This window comes from Solirubrum puertoriconensis (genome assembly GCF_001483135.1).
Taxonomy (GTDB): domain Bacteria; phylum Bacteroidota; class Bacteroidia; order Cytophagales; family Hymenobacteraceae; genus Solirubrum; species Solirubrum puertoriconensis.
The window spans coordinates 1,106,940-1,124,120 of sequence record NZ_LNAL01000006.1; the positions used below are offsets into that span (position 1 = coordinate 1,106,940).

16 protein-coding genes are annotated in these 17,181 nt (G+C 57.9%); 7 read left to right on the forward strand and 9 right to left on the reverse strand.

All coding sequences use genetic code 11. The annotated features are described in order from the left end of the window. Nucleotides 1-231: 231 nt before the first annotated feature. Nucleotides 232-2,121 carry a DEAD/DEAH box helicase gene (locus ASU33_RS09565; protein WP_059070569.1) on the forward strand — a complete coding sequence of 630 codons (1,890 nt, stop codon included), beginning with the start codon at nucleotides 232-234 and terminating at the stop codon, nucleotides 2,119-2,121. A 122-nt stretch (nucleotides 2,122-2,243) separates the two neighbouring features. Here the strand turns inward: ASU33_RS09565 and ASU33_RS09570 are convergent, their stop codons facing one another. The 3 genes from ASU33_RS09570 to ASU33_RS09580 all read right to left on the reverse strand — a co-directional run bounded on the left by ASU33_RS09570 (nucleotide 2,244) and on the right by ASU33_RS09580 (nucleotide 5,007). Further along, nucleotides 2,244-2,717, reverse strand: a complete 474-nt coding sequence (locus ASU33_RS09570) for a ferritin-like domain-containing protein (RefSeq protein WP_059070570.1) — start codon at nucleotides 2,715-2,717, stop codon at nucleotides 2,244-2,246. A 153-nt stretch (nucleotides 2,718-2,870) separates the two neighbouring features. Beyond that, entirely contained in the window at nucleotides 2,871-4,118 is a 1,248-nt protein-coding gene (locus ASU33_RS09575; RefSeq protein ID WP_059070571.1) for a BaiN/RdsA family NAD(P)/FAD-dependent oxidoreductase, read from the reverse strand. Between the two features lie 58 nt (nucleotides 4,119-4,176). Beyond that, a complete protein-coding gene (locus ASU33_RS09580; protein WP_059070572.1) occupies nucleotides 4,177-5,007 on the reverse strand; it encodes an SDR family oxidoreductase in 831 nt (276 codons plus the stop codon). A 133-nt stretch (nucleotides 5,008-5,140) separates the two neighbouring features. Here ASU33_RS09580 and ASU33_RS09585 point away from each other — a divergent pair, with 133 nt between their 5' ends. Further along, nucleotides 5,141-6,013, forward strand: a complete 873-nt coding sequence (locus tag ASU33_RS09585) for an SDR family oxidoreductase (RefSeq protein WP_059070784.1) — start codon at nucleotides 5,141-5,143, stop codon at nucleotides 6,011-6,013. Nucleotides 6,014-6,270: 257 nt separating this feature from the next. On the opposite strand, the gene ASU33_RS09590 is transcribed toward ASU33_RS09585, so the two are convergent. Together ASU33_RS09590 and ASU33_RS09595 are read right to left on the reverse strand one after the other, a co-directional pair. Continuing rightward, a complete protein-coding gene (locus ASU33_RS09590; RefSeq protein ID WP_059070573.1) occupies nucleotides 6,271-7,146 on the reverse strand; it encodes a LysM peptidoglycan-binding domain-containing protein in 876 nt (291 codons plus the stop codon). A gap of 58 nt (nucleotides 7,147-7,204) precedes the next feature. After that, nucleotides 7,205-7,504, reverse strand: a complete 300-nt coding sequence (locus tag ASU33_RS09595; RefSeq protein ID WP_059070574.1) for a YciI family protein — start codon at nucleotides 7,502-7,504, stop codon at nucleotides 7,205-7,207. A gap of 113 nt (nucleotides 7,505-7,617) precedes the next feature. Here ASU33_RS09595 and ASU33_RS09600 point away from each other — a divergent pair, with 113 nt between their 5' ends. Beyond that, nucleotides 7,618-8,385, forward strand: a complete 768-nt coding sequence (locus ASU33_RS09600; RefSeq protein ID WP_160328169.1) for a glycosyltransferase family 2 protein — start codon at nucleotides 7,618-7,620, stop codon at nucleotides 8,383-8,385. Between the two features lie 289 nt (nucleotides 8,386-8,674). Here the strand turns inward: ASU33_RS09600 and ASU33_RS09605 are convergent, their stop codons facing one another. Continuing rightward, entirely contained in the window at nucleotides 8,675-9,979 is a 1,305-nt protein-coding gene (locus ASU33_RS09605) for a metal-dependent hydrolase family protein (RefSeq protein WP_059070576.1), read from the reverse strand. A 232-nt stretch (nucleotides 9,980-10,211) separates the two neighbouring features. On the opposite strand from ASU33_RS09605, the gene ASU33_RS09610 reads away from it, so the two are divergent. Continuing rightward, nucleotides 10,212-10,673 (forward strand): metallophosphoesterase family protein, encoded by a 462-nt coding sequence (locus tag ASU33_RS09610; RefSeq protein WP_059070577.1) that lies wholly within the window; start codon nucleotides 10,212-10,214, stop codon nucleotides 10,671-10,673. Between the two features lie 6 nt (nucleotides 10,674-10,679). Next, nucleotides 10,680-11,561 carry a T9SS type A sorting domain-containing protein gene (locus tag ASU33_RS09615; protein WP_059070578.1) on the forward strand — a complete coding sequence of 294 codons (882 nt, stop codon included), beginning with the start codon at nucleotides 10,680-10,682 and terminating at the stop codon, nucleotides 11,559-11,561. Between the two features lie 108 nt (nucleotides 11,562-11,669). Here the strand turns inward: ASU33_RS09615 and ASU33_RS09620 are convergent, their stop codons facing one another. Continuing rightward, the gene (locus ASU33_RS09620) at nucleotides 11,670-12,515 is read right to left on the reverse strand and encodes a hypothetical protein (RefSeq protein WP_059070579.1); all 846 of its coding nucleotides are present in this window, start codon (nucleotides 12,513-12,515) and stop codon (nucleotides 11,670-11,672) included. Between the two features lie 87 nt (nucleotides 12,516-12,602). Beyond that, the gene (locus tag ASU33_RS09625; RefSeq protein ID WP_059070785.1) at nucleotides 12,603-14,861 is read right to left on the reverse strand and encodes a S46 family peptidase; all 2,259 of its coding nucleotides are present in this window, start codon (nucleotides 14,859-14,861) and stop codon (nucleotides 12,603-12,605) included. A 165-nt stretch (nucleotides 14,862-15,026) separates the two neighbouring features. On the opposite strand from ASU33_RS09625, the gene ASU33_RS09630 reads away from it, so the two are divergent. Continuing rightward, a complete protein-coding gene (locus ASU33_RS09630) occupies nucleotides 15,027-15,869 on the forward strand; it encodes a DUF4184 family protein (RefSeq protein WP_078063009.1) in 843 nt (280 codons plus the stop codon). On the opposite strand, the gene ASU33_RS21975 is transcribed toward ASU33_RS09630, so the two are convergent. Then, nucleotides 15,820-16,332, reverse strand: coding sequence for a YkvA family protein (locus ASU33_RS21975; RefSeq protein WP_059070581.1), 513 nt, complete (start codon nucleotides 16,330-16,332; stop codon nucleotides 15,820-15,822). The genes ASU33_RS09630 and ASU33_RS21975 overlap by 50 nt on opposite strands. Nucleotides 16,333-16,452: 120 nt before the next feature. On the opposite strand from ASU33_RS21975, the gene ASU33_RS09640 reads away from it, so the two are divergent. Beyond that, entirely contained in the window at nucleotides 16,453-17,118 is a 666-nt protein-coding gene (locus ASU33_RS09640) for a VOC family protein (protein WP_059070582.1), read from the forward strand. Nucleotides 17,119-17,181: the final 63 nt, after the last annotated feature.

Consider the following 17,181-nt stretch of genomic DNA (forward strand, 5'->3'; position numbering starts at 1 on the left):
AATAAAGCGTTTCGTATTTGCTGATGACTCGCTATTATGCTATAATTTAAGTATCTTTGCACCCGCAATTGTAAATCGGTCCGCGTCCCGGCCGTGGCGGTTAGTGTTGTCTGCCGCTTTCATTTAAGAATAAGAAGTTCGTCTGCTGTCGTCGTCCGTTGTCCTCTCGTGTTGCGTAGGGAAAGGAACGCGCTGGTTTCGATTGCCGTTTCTATCACTCCCTACTAAGACATGGAGAAAGTAAAATTTGAAGAGCTACAGCTCTCGGAAGAGCTGCAGCGTGCTATTACCGAAATGGGCTTTGAGGAAGCCTCGCCCATTCAAACCGCCGCAATTCCTGTACTGCTCGAAGGCAAAGACGTGATTGGCCAGGCCCAAACGGGTACCGGCAAAACGGCTGCGTTCAGCATTCCGGCCATCGAAAGCCTCGATCTGAACTCGCGCGAAGTGCAGGTACTCGTTCTGTGCCCCACGCGCGAACTAGCCGTACAGGTATCGGGCGAAATCCAGAAGCTGGGCAAATTCAAGCGTGGCCTCTCGGTAGTGCCGATCTACGGCGGCTCGTCGTACGACCGTCAGTTTAAGGCGCTGGAGCGTGGCGTACAGATTGTAATTGGTACCCCTGGCCGCGTGATGGACCACCTTGAGCGTGGCACCCTGAAGCTGGACAACTGCAAAATGATCATCCTCGATGAGGCCGACGAAATGCTCGATATGGGCTTCCGCGACGACATCGAGACGGTTTTGAGCCAGATGCCCGAGGAGCGCCAGACGGTGTTCTTCTCGGCCACGATGAGCAAGCCCATCATGGATCTGACGCGCAAGTACCAGCGCGAGCCGCAGATCGTGAAGGTGAACCACCAGGAGATGACTGTTTCGAACATCGAACAGGCATACTACGAGGTGCGTGGCCCGCAAAAGAAGGACGTTCTGTCGCGCGTAATCGACATGTACAGTTTGAAGTCGGTAATTGTGTTTGCTAACACCAAGCGCATGGTCGACGACATCGTGAGCGACCTGCAAGCCCGCGGCTACTTTGCCGATGGCCTGCACGGCGACATGAGCCAGCAAGCCCGCCAGAACACCCTCGACAAGTTTCGCAAGGGTACACTTGAGATTCTGGTAGCTACCGACGTTGCTGCCCGTGGCATCGACGTTGACAACGTGGAGGCTGTAGTAAACTACGACCTGCCCACCGACGAAGAATACTACGTGCACCGCATCGGCCGCACGGGCCGCGCTGGTAAGTCCGGTAAGGCCTTCACCTTCGTGAGCGGACGCGACATCTACAAGCTGCGCGACATCATGCGCTTCACCAAGGCGCAGATTAAGCAGGAGCGTATTCCGTCGTTCGAGGATGTATCGGAGGTGAAAACCACTGTGCTCCTAGGTCAGATCAAAGAGGTTATCGAAAAGGGCAACCTCGAGAAGTACATCGGCCGCGTGCAACGCTTGATTGATCAGGAGGAAGAGGTAACGTCGCTCGACATTGCCGCTGCTCTGCTGAAAATGGTGATGAAGGAAAGCAAGCAGGCCGAGAAAGGCCTGGAGGCCGACCGCCAGAAAGGCACGCCGCGCGAGGGTTATACCCGCCTGTTCGTGACGATGGGTAAGAAGGACCGCTTGCACCCGCGCGACCTCGTCGATCTGATTGTATCGTCGTCGAACATTGCTCCCGGCCGCGTTGGCGACATCGAGCTGTACGACAAGTTCAGCTTTGTGGAAGTACCCACTGAAGATGCCAACGACGTAATCGAGCAGCTGGGCCGTACCTCGCTGTATGGCCGTCCGGTATCGTTTAGCCTGGCTACCCAGCGCGACGGTGCTGCCGAAGGTGGCGAAGAGCGTCGTCCGCGCCGCTCGGGTGGCGTAGGTGGCTTTGGCGGTGGCAACCGCGAAGGCGGCTTCCAGCGCCGTGAAGGTGGTTTCGGCGGTGGCAACCGCGAAGGTGGCTACGGCGGTAACCGTGGTGGTTACGGCGGTGGTCGTCGGGAAGGTGGCTACGGCGGAGGCCAGCGCCGCGAGGGCGGTTTCGGCGGTGGCGGTGGCTACCGCGGCCGCCGCGACAACGAGGGCGGCTACCGTCCGCGTCGCGACCGTAGCGAAGGCTTCGACGATTAATTCAGCCCTAGGCTTATAAACAGAAAGGCCGCCTCAGTTGAGGCGGCCTTTCTGTTTATTGGGCTTCTCTGTTGCTAGGGGCAGATTCGAGCTGCCAAAAAGCCCAATGAAGCTATGCGGCACTACTTAGAGGTTTCGCGCAGGCTGCGAATCTGCTGCTGGGCTTCCTTGATGCCGTTGTATTGCTTTTCAACAATCGACTTGATTTCGTTCGGCAATCCTTCCGACTGAATCGCCTTCTGGAATGCTTTTACGGCATAGTCTTCGCCACGCTCGCATTCGTCCAGGATGGCTTTGCGGTCGTTGCCGGTCACTACCGATTTGATGTTGATCCAAGCACGGTGCGCAGTGCCAACTACCGAGTCAAGCTTGTCTTCCTTGGCTTCGGCGGGGCGCATATTCAGGTTATGCATCGCGTTTTCCAGCTCGGTGAGGTAGCCGTCGCGCTGCACAGCATATTCCTTGAATACCTGTTTAAGGTCCTGATCTTTCACATCGGTAAGCGCCTCGGAGTAGCCACGCTCACCGTCTTTCAGGGTCTCTACCAGTTCGTTCAGAACGCCGCGGAGGGCGCTGTTGTGGTTGTCAGTAGCCATGATGTTTTGGATGTAAGGGTTAGAGCAGATGCAGGAGTATCTCTCTACTGACCGCAAGCGCGTAAGGTTGCGCTACAACCCTAGGTGGCAGCTACTGCTAGCTGCCAAACACCCAGTAAATCATTAAGCTAAGTATCCTTTTCCCAATAGCTGTTACTCTTGAGCAGAGGCGGCGATGGCGCGGCCAGCAAGGTAGCCGGTAGTCCAGGCCGCCTGGAAGTTGAACCCGCCGGTGATGCCATCAATATCAAGCACTTCGCCGGCGAAGTGCAGGCCCGGTACGCGCCGGCTCTCCATGGTTTTCAGGTCGACTTCACCTAGGGGCACGCCGCCGCACGTTACAAACTCTTCCTTGAAAGTGGTCTTGCCGCGCACCTGCAGAGGGGTGCGCAACAGCAACTCAATCAGGCGGTTTTGCAGCTTGCCCGCTAGCTCGCTCCAGCGTACCTCGCTGCCTATGCCGACCTGCTCTACCATGTTGCGCCAGAGGCGTTGCGGCAACCCAAACAGCGGGTTAGCTGCCACGATCTTCTTGCCGTTTTCGGTACGGAAGGTTTGCAGCCACTGGCGCATGCTTTCCTCGGTGTAGGTTGGCACCCAACTAATCAGGGCTGTGCCGGTGTATTGCAGCTCGTGCAAACGGCGCGCCCCCCAAGCCGACAGCTTGAGCACCGATGGGCCACTAACCCCCCAGTGCGTTACAAGTAGTGGCCCTTCGTATTCAAGCTTTTCGCCGGCCAGCACCACGCGGGCATGCGGAACGCTAACGCCCATCAGCTCCTTAAGGGGCGAATTAGGCACGTTGAAGGTAAACAACGAAGGTACCGGCTCGCAGATGCTGTGCCCTAGGTGGCGCAGCCAATCATAGCCCGCCGACTTAGGGTTGCCACCGGTAGCTACCAGCAGCTTCTGCACGCGCAGCTCTTGGTTGCCGCTCAGGTGTAAGCAAAAACCACCGCCCGAAAGCGGCTCAATGCGCTCGGCTGCGGTGCTTGTGAGCACCCGCACGCCAGCGCGTTGGGCCGCCTGCTCGAGGCACCGCGCAACGGTTTCCGACGAATCGGTGGTCGGGAACATACGGCCGTCGGCTTCGGTTTTTAGGCGCACGCCGCGCCGCTCAAACCACTGTACTGTGTCCTGCGCACCGAATTGCTTGAACGGCTCCTTCAAGTGCTTGCCGCCTCGGGGGTAAAACTGTACCAGTTGGGCTGGCGAAAAGCAGTTGTGCGTAACGTTGCAGCGCCCGCCACCCGAAACGCGCACCTTGCTCAGCAGCTTGGTGGTTTTTTCGAGCAGCACTACGTTGAGAGCAGGGTTGGCTTCGGCGCAGGCAATAGCTCCGAAAAAGCCCGCCGCACCGCCGCCCAGTACGGCTACATTGGCAGCAAAAGAGTTTTTCACAAGTGCAAAGGTACAGCTGCTCCTCGGTTGAGGGCGCTGGCCAGTTAAGCCTGCGGCGCTAGCAAAAGTTCAGCGCCGCAATGGGCTCGGGGTGTAGGAACTGGTAGGAGAGAGTTTGCTGCAGCTTGGCCGTGTCAATGAGTTTGCCACTGCGCTCATCACGTGCGTTGAAGCTGGGTGGCTGCAGCCCTAGGTGCGTAGCAGCCGCGGTGTAGAACACCATACGTGAAGGGTGCTCAGGAGCACAAACATTCAGCGTTTGACCCCACGTATTTAGCTCGATGACGGCTTTAATCACGCCCACGGCATCATCGAGGTGCAGCATGTTGACGGGGGCGTTAGGTTGGGGCACATCGGTACGGCCCGCTAGAAAGCGGCCGGGCGCACGGCCGGGGCCCATCAGGCCACCCAGGCGAAGCACAGTGGTTTGACACGCTTGGCCAGCTTGCCGAAACAGGGCCTCGGCCTGTAGCAAGTGGCTTTCGGCGTCAGCGGTTGCCGCAGCATCGGCTTCCCTCATGGTGCGGGACTCGTCGGGGTACACGCCGGTTGAGCTTACGAACACTACGTGCTGCACGGGCGAACTACCTAGGGCGACTACTACCGGAGCCAGGGCCGCCGTGTAAGCTGCGCGGTCGGTGGCAGTGCGCGAAGGCGGCACATTGAGCACTAGCACTTGCGCACCGGCTAGCAGCGGAGCTACCTCGGCAGGCTGGGTGGCAGTGCTGAGCTGCAACAGATGAGGGCGAATGCCAGCTGCTTCAAGCCGAGGTAGTTTTTCGGGAGTGGTGGTGCTACCGGCAACCTGGTAGTCTGCTTGGGCGAGGGCACTACCTAAGGGCAGGCCCAGCCAGCCGCAACCGAGCACGGCAATGGAGGTGGTGTTCATAAGTAGCGGCAAGTAACAACCTAGGTCGTCAGCAGCCTAGCAAGTTTTTTGGGTTAAAAATACGCGGCATGCATACAAAAGCGGGCAATTGCCTTTCTTGCAGCATTGCATTTGCCACCCCAACTTTTTTACCATGCCATCACCCTACGCCCAACCCATGCTGCGCGACGGCGCCCTCGAAGGAAAAACCATCATTGTAACCGGCGGCGGCACTGGCCTGGGCCGGGCCATGACGACGTATTTCCTCCAGCTCGGGGCCAACGTCGTTATCAGCTCGCGCAAACTCGATGTGCTGGAAACCACCGCCAACGAACTGCGCGAGAAAACCCACGGCAAAGTGCTGGCTGTGCAGTGCGATGTGCGCAAGTACGATGAGGTAGAAGCCATGATTGCGCGCACGGTGCAGGAGTTCGGGCGCGTGGATGTGCTGGTAAACAACGCCGCCGGCAACTTCATCAGCCCCACCGAACGCCTCACCCACAAAGCCTTCGACGTAATCGTTGACATTGTGTTGAAGGGTACTTACAACTGCACCCTGGCAATTGGCAAGCATTGGATTGAGCAGCAGCAAACGGGCACCATCCTGAACATCGTAACCACTTATGCCTCGGTAGGCTCGGCCTACGTTGTACCCTCGGCGGCGGCCAAAGCAGGCGTGCTGGCTATTACCCGTTCGCTGGCGGTGGAATGGGCCAAGTACGGCATCCGTTCGGTAGCTATTGCGCCAGGCCCGTTCCCGACGGAAGGTGCCTGGAGCCGCCTGTTCCCCGAGCCGTTGGCTTCCAAGCTCGATCCGGCCGCGTCGGTGCCGCTCAAGCGCGTAGGCGAGCACCAGGAACTGGCCAACTTGGCGGCTTACCTGGTGTCTGATTTTGCGGCTTACGTCAACGGTGAAGTCATTACCATCGACGGGGGCGAGTGGCTCAACGGCGCTGGCGAGTTCAACAAGCTGGAGCTGCTGACCCCGCAGATGTGGGACCAGATCGAGAAGACCATGCGCCGCTAAGCAGCAACGGTTCCCCCAGTTGTCATTGCGAGCAAAGCGAAGCAATCGGTCCTGGGCAGAGTACCGCCGTTCAGCTAGCACTAACCGAAAACCGCACCGCCCGAGCCCCGGAAGCAGGATTCGGGCGGTGCGGTTTTGAACCTACTAGGTTCTCGCTAAGTGCTAGGTGAAAAGTCGTGTTTTGCGCAGGACTGCTTGACGGCGCTTAATCTGCGGAATGTCGTGCCTCCTCGCAATGACAGCTAGGGGAACGGTAGTTAAAACTTGTAGTCCTTATAGTCTTTCGTGAATTCGGCAGCGGCGATGGGCTGGTTGGCCACTACCTGCGAAAACTCGAACGACTCGAACAGGCCTTTGTCATCCCACACGGCCACGGCCAGTGGGAGCATGCTTTTTTGCTCCACGCACAAAATGGTGCGGCGGCCGTAGGCATTGGGTAGCTGAAGCACGCGTCCCGCGGGTAGCGGCGTGGTGTAATCTACTTTGTTGCGCTCCACAATGCGATACTCGCCGCAGCCGTAGCGCTCAGCAATTTTGCCCACGGTTTCGCCGGCCGAGGTTTTGTGGCTTATGTAGCGGAACTGCGGAAAGTCGGAGCGAAGCAGGTAGCACGGGCGCCCCTGAATGGTGGTGTCGCCGGCGTAGCGGAACGAGCGGCGGTAGGCATCGGAGCGTTGCGGAGCGGTGCGAATGAGGTCGGCAATGGTACCGTAACCGGCATCGGTTACCGCGTGGTGCTGCGTGCGGCGCATCAGCGTGCCGTTTGGATCGAGGCTGAGCGTGACGTACGGAAACCGGTTGGGGTACACCCACGCGTCGCCGTCGTTCTGGCCCTGCACCCACAGCACCTCTATGCCGTTATTGTTGCGCACATACACCCGCAGCGGCGAGCTGGCCACTTTCATTTGCGACTGCACTTGCTGGTATTTGCCGCCGTGCCGCTCGCTGGCTTTTACGTTGCAGCGCAACGTTTGCAAGCGGCTGATTGCTGCCGAAAGCCGGGTGAGCAGATTATCGATGGAAGGAGCATCGGCGCTGATGCCAGCCCTAGGTGGTACGGCAGGCGCTGGTGAAGGAGCAACGGGTGCCAGAAGCGAAACCACAACCGGCAACCAGTTTAACGAAAACAACATGTGAGCAACGGTAAGGTGGAAACCGGATACAGCACGGGTGCGCAGTAGCAATTAAGCGTTAGTTGAGGCTGATTTTGGGCAAGCGCGAAGCCGAGCTGTCGAACACAAACAGTTCATCGATTTCAATTTGCTTCAGAAATCGGTAAAGCGGAAACTGTTCTACCACAGCCCGCACGGTTTCGGCGTTGGGCCCCTGCATGGTAACCCACCCACGCGAACGGTCGGCGCTAATGGCGTACGATACCACGATGTTCTCCTCGATGAGGTTGTTGATGAAGGCCCGGTGGCGCGGGATGAGTGCCACAAATTCTTCGTCGAAGAAATCGGGTAAGCGCAACGACACTACGTAAATGCCCATGGATAAATCGGCAACTGAGCCTTGCCGCGTAAACGCCGCTCTGAAATGGAAAGTTGGGCTAAACCGGCCTCGGGTAGCAACTTTTTTCGATGGCAGCCGAACAAGCGGGCACTATGCATTTTGCTGTAATCACTCCTACGCACAACCGCGCCGCCTACCTGCCCGAAGCCGTGCAGAGCGTACGCGCCAGCGTGCTGGCCCCGTTACCTGAGGCCAGCTACGAGCACCTAATTCTCGACAACGCCTGTTCCGACGATACAGCTCGCTTTCTGCGCGAGGCTACCGGCTGGGAGGGCCCAGCCATCCGGAGCTGGCAGCACTCCGGTACCAACGCCATGGCTCCGGGTGCCGCGCGGCACTTGCTTATTGGCCACGCCCAGCCCGAAAGCTGGCTCGTTCCGCTCGACGACGACGACCTAATGCTGCAGCGCACGCTCTACCATTACGGCGCTCAAATTGAGGCTAATGCAGGCAAGCAGTGGTTTGTAACTGACTTTCTGCGGGTAGATGAAGAGCGGCGCTACCTACCCGGCGAGGATTACTACACCTGGCGGTTCGACACCCCCGCCGACATGCTGCGCGCCATTTTCAAGGCCGAGCACTTCATCCAGGGCAACGTGTGTTTCAGCCACGCGCTCTACCGCGAAGTGGGTGGCTACGATGAGCAGCTGCGCATGGCCGAAGACCTTGATTTGTACGTGCGCTTTCTGCTGGCCAACCACTTACCCGTGCTTTGCCCGCACATCAGCCATTTGCACCGCTTCCACAGCTCCAACGTGAGCATTGGGGTAGATGCCGCGCGCCACGGCGCCGACTTGCAGGTGATTTACCGCAAATACGCCAATCAGTTGCAAGCCCTAGGTGTTCCGGAGCCGGAGTAGTACCTAGGGAGCTACCGCTTTCCCAAATTCCTGCCTGGGCAATATGCCCAACGCTTGGGTTGTCAAGTCGAATACCGAGGCCACATCGGCACCCAGTACTAGGTGCTGTGCGTGCCCGGATAATAGGTCATTGAGGTAAAGCAATAAGGTTCAGATGTCGGGGGCAGTAATGAGTGCACCAGAGCCCATACGTGCGTGAGCATACTGGCATGCACCGCAGCGTCTTCGGATGATGGCGTTATGACCTAGTGTATGGTATGCGCTCTGGCGCGAGCCCGCTTTGCTTGTGCTACTGCTGTTGCGCCTGACGGTAAATGGTACCACCTTTCATCACCCATTGCACCTGCCGCAGCGCCTGCACGTCCTGTGTCGGGTCGCCGGCTACGGCTACAAGGTCGGCAAGCAGCGTGGGAGCTACGCGGCCTCGGTCGGGGAGGTGAAACAGCTTGGCGTTGCCGCTGGTAGCACCCCGCAGCACCTCTAGCGGGGTAAAGCCGTGCTCGCGCACCAGCAACTCTAGCTCGCGCACGTTATCGCCGTGGGCAAACACGCCTACGTCGCCGCCAATGGCCAGCGCCACTCCGGCTTTGCGCGCTGCTTGCATGCTCTGGCGTTTGTGGGCAATGCGCTCGGGCTCGGGGGTTTGGCCTTTGCGCCAGCCGCGGTATTGCGAAATGGCGTCGCCGGCGGCCACGGTGGGGCACAGCGCAACGCCGCGCTGGCGCATCAGCTTAAACACTTCGGCCGTACCATCGTCACCGTGCTCTATGGTTTCGACGCCGGCCAATGTTGCCCTGCGCATGCCTTCGGGGGTTGAGGCGTGCGCCACTACCGGCTTACCTAGGGAGCGGGCAGTGACTACCAGCAGGTTAAGCTCGTCTTGCGAAAACGTGGGTACCGAAGGGCTGGTGGCCGAGAGGCGGTAATCGGCGTACACTTTAACGATGTCGGCGCCTTTGCCAATTTGCTCGCGCACGGCCCGCACAATTTCATCGGGGCCGCTTACCTCTTGTGCGCCTTGGGGTACCTCCACATCAACCGAAAGCTTGGGGCCATAACAGCCCGTAGCTACTATGGCTCGGGTGGCAATCAGCAACCTAGGGCCCGGTATCAGGCCCTGCTCAATGGCTTGCTTCAGGCCAACATCGGCGTAGTCGGCGCCTTCGGTGCCTAGGTCGCGGGCGGTGGTAAAGCCCGCTTGCAGCGTACGGGCTGCGTGTGCGGTGGCCCGTGCCACGCGCAATGCCTGCGACTCAAGCAGTACCTGATCGTTCCAGGTAGTTTCGTTGTAAGGGTGCAGCAACATGTGCGAGTGCCCTTCGATAAGTCCTGGTAGCAACGTGAGGCCCGGCAACGCCACGGTGCGCGCCCCGGCCGGCGTTGGCAACTGATTGGCCGGCCCCACAGCCCTGATTCGTTCTCCCTCTACCAACACCGCCCACCCGGGGTGCAACGCTTCGCCATCGAACACTGCCGCCGGTTGCAACACAATAAGCTGCGGAGTAGAAGTGGGCGTTTGGGCCTTGGCGTGCCCGAAGTGCAGCAGCAAAGCCGCTCCGACAACCAGCTTGCCTACGTGCGAACAAAGAATCATTAGAGGTATGAAATGGAATATTCAGCAGCAGATGAGCTGCAAGAGATAATAGCTCAAGTAAGCTAGGGATGTTAATGCTATTCAAATGATCATTAGATAAATTTAAAATATTATAAAAATTATGTAAATTATATGATAAGCACCTTGCTTGGTTGGTATGAGGTATTTCGGTGTATTCGAGCGGCTTTGCAGGAATGTTGGGCTTGCGCTTTTGTTGTTTGGTAGTAGCATAATGTGCTGTGCCCAGCGTTTTGCCTGCATCGGCGACTACGGCTTCGAAGGACAACCCCTGCGCGATGTTTCCAACATGATCAAAAGCTGGAATCCTGAATTCATCATCACCACCGGGGACAACAACTACGAATCAGGCGAAGCCGCCACCATCGACCGCAACATCGGGCAATACTTTCACGACTATATCTTTCCTTATGCGGGAGCCTACGGTACGGCCTCTCCCAAGGCCGAGAACCGATTCTTTCCGAGCATCGGCAACCACGATGTATACACTGAAAACGGCAAACCCTATCGCGACTTTTTTACGCTGCCCGGAAACGAGCGGTATTACGAGTTCACGCGTGGAAACCTGCACTTCTTCGTTCTGAACAGCGACCCAAGCGAACCTGACGGCACCAGCAGTACTTCGGTGCAGGGGCAGTGGCTAAAGCAAAAGATGGCCGAATCGAAGAAACCCTGAAAGATAGTGTACTTCCACCACGCGCCATTTTCGTCGGGCCATTACGGCGACATTGCCTACATGCACTGGCCGTTTAAGGAATGGGGAGCATCGTTGGTGATGGCCGGGCACAACCACCACTACGAGCGGATTATTGTAGATGGCCTGACGTACATTGTGAACGGCTTGGGAGGCAAAAATATCTACGGCATAGGGCCGAAGAAAGCCTATTCGCAGTCTTTGTACGCCGGAGACTACGGAGCAATGCTGCTGGAAGCGTCGGCAAACACCCTGAGCCTAAAGTTTATAACCCGGTCCGGCGTCGAAGTTGATGCTACAACGCTTATCCGGACCGTATTGCCCGTAACGCTGAGCAGCTTTCAGGCCACGCGGCGCGGCAATGAGGCTGTGCTGCAATGGGCCACTGCCAACGAACTGCGCAACCGTGGGTTTGGCATTGAGGTTTCCATGGATGGCAGTGCTTACCGCACCCTCGCCTTTTTGCCGGCCTCGGGAGGCACCACCCAGCAGCCACAACACTACCAATACCGCGATGCTGAGCTCAACAAGAGCGGTATGCGCTACTATCGCTTGCGACAGGAAGATGAAGATGGCAAGCACACATACTATGGCCCGGTACCGGTGCGCTTCGACGCGGTTGCGGTGGCTCTTAGTACTTACCCCAACCCGTTTGAGGAAGAACTAACCCTAGAAATCCAATCTGAAGCCAGTGCTGCCGCTACCATCACGCTCACCGATAACCTAGGGCGCGTGGTGTGGCAAGGCATACGCACGGTACAGCCCGGCTCCAACCGGGTGCAGCTAGTGCCGGGTCTAAGCAAAGGGCTCTATCAAGCTACGGTATTGCTCAATAGCAAAGTGATAAGCCAGCGCGTTGTGAAGCGGTAAGCAAGCCGGACCATAATGAAAACGGCCGACGCTTCTGTATTGAAGCAGCGGCCATTTGGTTGTAATCAGCGGATGGCAGAGCCGGCGTGCAGAGGCGCGACCTAGGTGCTATTGGCGGCTTTTCATCATTCTGTCGAAGGCCTTCTTCTCCATAATCAGCACCTGCTTTTTGGGCAGTTCAAAAATGGAAACGTACTTCTGGCCAATTACAAAGTGAGCATCGACAGGAAACGTATTGCGGTAGAGCAGCAGCGAACAGATGTCGGTTGGGGTGATGTAGGGGTGAGCGGGCAAATGCGTATGCATGCCGGCCTCAACGGTTTTACCCTTTTCCGGCATGCGCATGGCAACGTAGGAGTTGTGCAGGCGCTCTACTTCTTCCAAACGCCCAGCGGGCGAAAACGTCATCAGCAAATCGTTGCCAATGGGTAAAACACCTTCTTCCTGCGGCCCGATTAGTACATAGGCGCGCGGTTTGGGGCCATCGTCGAGCAGTACCACGTTGGGCTGGGTTTTGTCCGGAAACGTGTACTCTTTGCCCTTTTTTGGCTGCATCAACTCTTCAAACACCTGCTTGCGCATCGCAAACAAACGCCGCTCGCGCTCGGTGGTTGGCCGCGCGGCAAGTAACCGGCCAGAGGTTGGCGTAATTTCGGAGTTGCGCGGAAAGCTGAAGGCATGGCTTACCGGCAGCGGTTCGGCGGCTTCGCGGGCTACGAATACGGTGCGAATGGAGTCGCCATCGGTATAGGTAATGTAGCCACCTATGGTTGCCATATCGGTTTGCCGGGTTATCAGCAAATCAGTCGCAACCCAGGAAGCACGCTCCGACTCGTATAGGGCAAGTCCTTCTTTCAGAATGGCTTCTTGTTGTTTGGCAAAGCGGGATTGGGCTTCGGCCGAAAGCTGGGCCAGCACCGTCAGCAAGCCGCCGAGGAGTAAAGTATGCTTCATGCAAATGGTGGATAGAAAAGCGAAAAAAAGACGCCCGCCGGAAGTTAGGTATTCCGGCGGGCGTCGTTGCCATCGTTGCTTTGAGGATCAGGAAGTAGCCTTTTCGCGCTTCACTTTCAGCTTTTGCTTTTTCACCTTTTTGTCGGAGCCAGCGGCAGGGGTAGGAGCTTGCCCAGCGCCGCCCACCAGGTTCATTTCCTTGATCAGGTGCGAGGCGCCGGCGTATTTATCCACCACGAACAGCATGTAGCGCACATCCAACGTGATGTTGCGCACGCGCTCCGGATCGTACATAATGTCAGACATGGTGCCCTCCCAGTTGCGGTCGAAGTTGATGCCGATCAGCTCGCCGCGGCCGTTGATAACGGGCGAGCCGCTGTTGCCGCCGGTGGTGTGGTTGGTAGCGGTAAAGGCTACTGGCACCGTGCCGTTTACGGCGTACGGGCCGTAATCTTTTTGCTGGTACAACTCGGCCAAGCGCTTGGGCACCTCAAAATCGGGGTTGGTGGGGTCGGCTTTTTCCATGATGCCGTCGAGCGTGGTGTAGTACTCGTATTGCACGCCATCGGCGGGCTCGTAGCCGGCTACTTGGCCGTAAGCTACACGCAGGGTAGAGTTGGCATCGGGGTAAAACTTACGCTCGGGCTGCCACTGGCGCAAGCCAGCAATGTAGGTGCGCTGCAGCAGGGTAATCTGGTCTTGGGTTTGGGTGTAGGTAGGCAGCACCTGCTGGCGGTACGTAGCCACAATGGGCGCGGCAAGTTGGTAGGCCGGGTCGTTGAGCAAGGTCGCGGCATTGCCTTTGGCCAACTCATCGAGCACCTTTTGCGCGTCGGCATCCGAGGCAAGCTTGGTTCGGCTGTACAAAGAGGCTGCAAAGCGCTGCCACGCATCCGGCGAAGTGTGCTGGGTGCGCAACTGCTTCACGTAGGCGGGCAGCAAGTCGGCCGGGGTGCCCTCGGCATACAGCGGCAGCAGGGCGGCGGCTACTTTTTGATCGGTAGTGGCCGAATAGTTTCGGAAGAAGTTGCTGGTGCCTTTACGAGCCTTCTCAATAGCTGCTTGTAACTCCGCTTGGGGTGCTTTGGCCTGAATCAGGTCAACTAGGTTTTGCAGGCTGTTGGCATAGGCAATCAGCTCCACACCTAGGGCCGCTTCGGTTGCGTAGTCGCGGGCTACCACGTAGGGGCGGGCTAGCTTATACTGCTGCTCCACCTGGCTTAGTATCTGGCCGTAGGCCGCTTGGCGAGTAGCGTCGCCTTGCTGAACCCACTGCCGAAACTGCTGCTCCTGCTGTTGCTTGCGGCGCACGGCATCGAGCCGCTTAAGGCCGCGCATCTCGCCTTGCCATTTCTTCCAATAATTAGCCAGCGAGGCGTATTTGGCGGCGTACTGAATGCGCACCTTGTCGGAGGCTTTCATGTCCTGATCGAGCAAACGGAGCTTGGTGTCGCGGATCTTCACCCTGGCAGGGTCCGAGACCGAATACACTTCATCAACGCCCCACGAAGTAAGGTATTCATTGGTGCGGCCCGGGAAGCCAAACACCAGCGTGAAGTCGCCGGGTTGCACCCCGCTCAGCGAGATGGGCAGCGAGTGACGAGGCTGGAAAGGCTTGTTTTGCGGCGAGTAGGGGGCCGGCTTGTTGTCAGGGCCAGCGTAGATGCGGAAGATGCTGAAGTCGCCAGTGTGGCGGGGCCACATCCAGTTGTCGGTGTCGCCACCAAACTTGCCGATGCTGCTCGGCGGAGCACCTACTAAGCGCACATCCTCGAATACCTCTGTTACAAACAGGTAGTACTCGCCGCCGCCAAACATGGGGCGTACAAAGGCTTTATAGTGCGTGCCCTCAACCGCTTTTTGTGCCACTTGCGCACTGCGCTGCTGCACGGCTTTTTCGCGCTCGGCCTCCTGCATGTTGGCCGGCATACCCTGCAAAATCTGGCCCGTTACGTCTTCCATGCGCACGATGAAAGTGGCCGACAGACCCGGGTTGGGCAGCTCCTGCTCGCGCGACATGGCCCAGTAGCCATTCGTGAGGTAATCTTTCTCTACCGAGGAGTGCTGCTGAATTTGCCCGTAGCCGCAGTGATGATTCGTCAGCAGCAAGCCTTCGTTGCTGATGATTTCGCCGGTGCAGCCCCCGCCAAATTGCACGATGGCATCTTTCAGCGAGCCACGGTTTACGGAGTAAATATCTTCGGCCGAGAGCTTTAGGCCTTTCTTCTGCATGTCGGCCTCGTTAAGCTGTTTTAGCAGCAGCGGCAGCCACATGCCTTCGTCGGCGCGGGCAACGGCTGGCAACAGCAGCAGCCAAAACGCCGCTAATCGGCGCAATAAGGAAATCGGTACAATACGTTTTGCCACTAAGCAGGAGGCTTTGGTGAGTGATGATGCAAAAGTAGGCCGCCCGCACTAAACCCTTGGCGGCCTACCCGGCCGAGCGACCTTGCATGCCAAACGCCGTATGTTTGCTGAGGGTGCCCCACCACAAGAGCTCAGTAGTACGCAATGCCATTTACATTCAGTCATCCGGCTGCGGTAGTGCCCCTCGTGCGGGTATTTCGGTTGCCGCTTTCGGCCTTGGCGGTGGGTAGCCTCAGCCCCGATCTGATTTACTTCATGGAGCTGAAAGCCACCGGCAACATTGGGCACACCTTACCAGGGCTGTTCAGCTTTTGCCTGCCTGCTGGCATGGTGGTTCTGTGGCTCTGGCACCGATTAGCCAAGCCAGCGGCGGTGGCGCTGCTGCCGCCGTGGGTGCGCGAGCGAACTTTGTTCGTAGCCCATGAGCCCTTTTGCTTTGGGCCTGGCCTACGCATGCTGCAGGTGGCAGTTGCTATTTTGCTAGGTGCCGTTACCCACATCGTGTGGGATGCATTTACCCACGTTGATGGTTGGGTTGCTGAGCGGATACCGTTTTTTCAGCGGGTAGTTCCTTTCCCAGGCTTCGGCACCATGCCCGTGTATAAGCTAGGGCAGCTAGCTAGCACAGCCCTAGGTGCAATTTTGCTGGCGTGGTGGGCATGGCAGTGGGTTGTTCGGCAGCCCGCCTACAGCACCACCGTACCCAAGCTGCAGCATCGGCGCGCGTGGGTAACCGGGTTGGTGGTTATGGCTGCAACGTCGGCCGTGCTTTACGCCCGGTGGCACGCCGCTCCGCTGGTTTCGTACTCGGAGCTGCGCCTGTTTGCACTGCGCATCATCCTTTGCAGCTGCACAGCTTTGTGGGTTGAGCTACTGGTGTTTGCCGGCTGGTACCGGTGGCGGTACCAGCCGCACCTAGGGCGCTTGGTGCCCAATACTACGAATGACCCAACTCCGATACGGCCGCAGCATTCTGTGCCGAAGTAGCAGAGGCTTCCAACGGCAAGCCAACAGCAGGGGCTTCGGCAACCGCGCTGGTGGTTTCCCACTCCCGGAAGCGGTTTAATTCCGTCTGAAATTTGCCAATAAACCAGCTCAGCAGACTTAGGTCATCCAAGAAACCCAGCACCGGAATAAAGTCGGGCACCAGGTCGATGGGCGACAGGGCGTATAGCAATACCGCTAAGCCGGCCATAATGGTGCTGGTTTCTATCTGCCGATACGAGCCATTGATGTAGGCCCGTACCAGGCGTATTAAGGAGCGGCCTGCATCGATCAACTGCTTGAACTTGTTGTCTTTGCTTTCCTGGCTGGCAAGTTTGTCGGCTACTTCATTCAGCACCAGTACTACTTTAAACGGCTTGCCCAGCAGCTTGCCGGCGCGGCTCATGAACAAGCTAAATACCGCGTTTTTCGAAATCTGGAGGCCTTTATCAGCAAGTGAGGACATATTCAGTAAAATGCTTGAGTGTGCCCCGTGTACGCACAGCCTCGCGCAGGCGTTGTTGCCCGAAGGGGTGGCATGTCAGCCGAAAACGCAATATGTTGCCATACCTAGCTCGATGTTGCCATGCAACTACAAACCCTTTGCCTTTTAGCGCCCGACTTGCCGCAACAGAAACACTTTTATGGCGAGGTGCTGGGTTTGCCTACGCAGTTGCTCCCGACGGAGGAACTAGAGGTGCACCTAGGCTTTTCGCGGGTAGTGTTTCGGCAAGCAGTACCTGGCACTAAACCCTACTACCACTTTGCCCTTACGGTACCGCACAACCAGTTACAGGCGGCCTATGGTTGGCTGGCGGCCCGCACCCCCTTGCTGCCTTTCCTGAACGGGGAGCCCATTGCCGATTTTCCTAATTGGCAGGCGCAGGCCTTTTATTTCTACGATCCGGCCGGTAACATCCTCGAGTGCATTGCGCGCTTTGAGCTGCCCAATGCCACCGCCGAGCCCTTTGGGCCAACGCACTTTTTGGGCCTGAGCGAAGCAGGCATCGTTACGGATAACGTGCCCCGCACGGGTGCTACGTTAGCTAAGACCCACGGCATTCCCGATTTCTGCCGTGGACCTAAGCTGCCCAACTTCGCCGCCATGGGCACCGACGAAGGCTTGCTGATTTTGACGCAGGAAGGCCGTGGCTGGCTGCCCACCGGCCAGCCGGCCGAGCAGCATTGGCTGCGCCTCGAAGGCAGTCACGCGGGCAAGTCCTTTACCATTGAAGTAGGCCCAAACACCTAGGTTGATTTTGGAGTAGCACAAACAAAAAGCCCGGCCAAGTTGGCCGGGCTTTTTGTTTAAGCG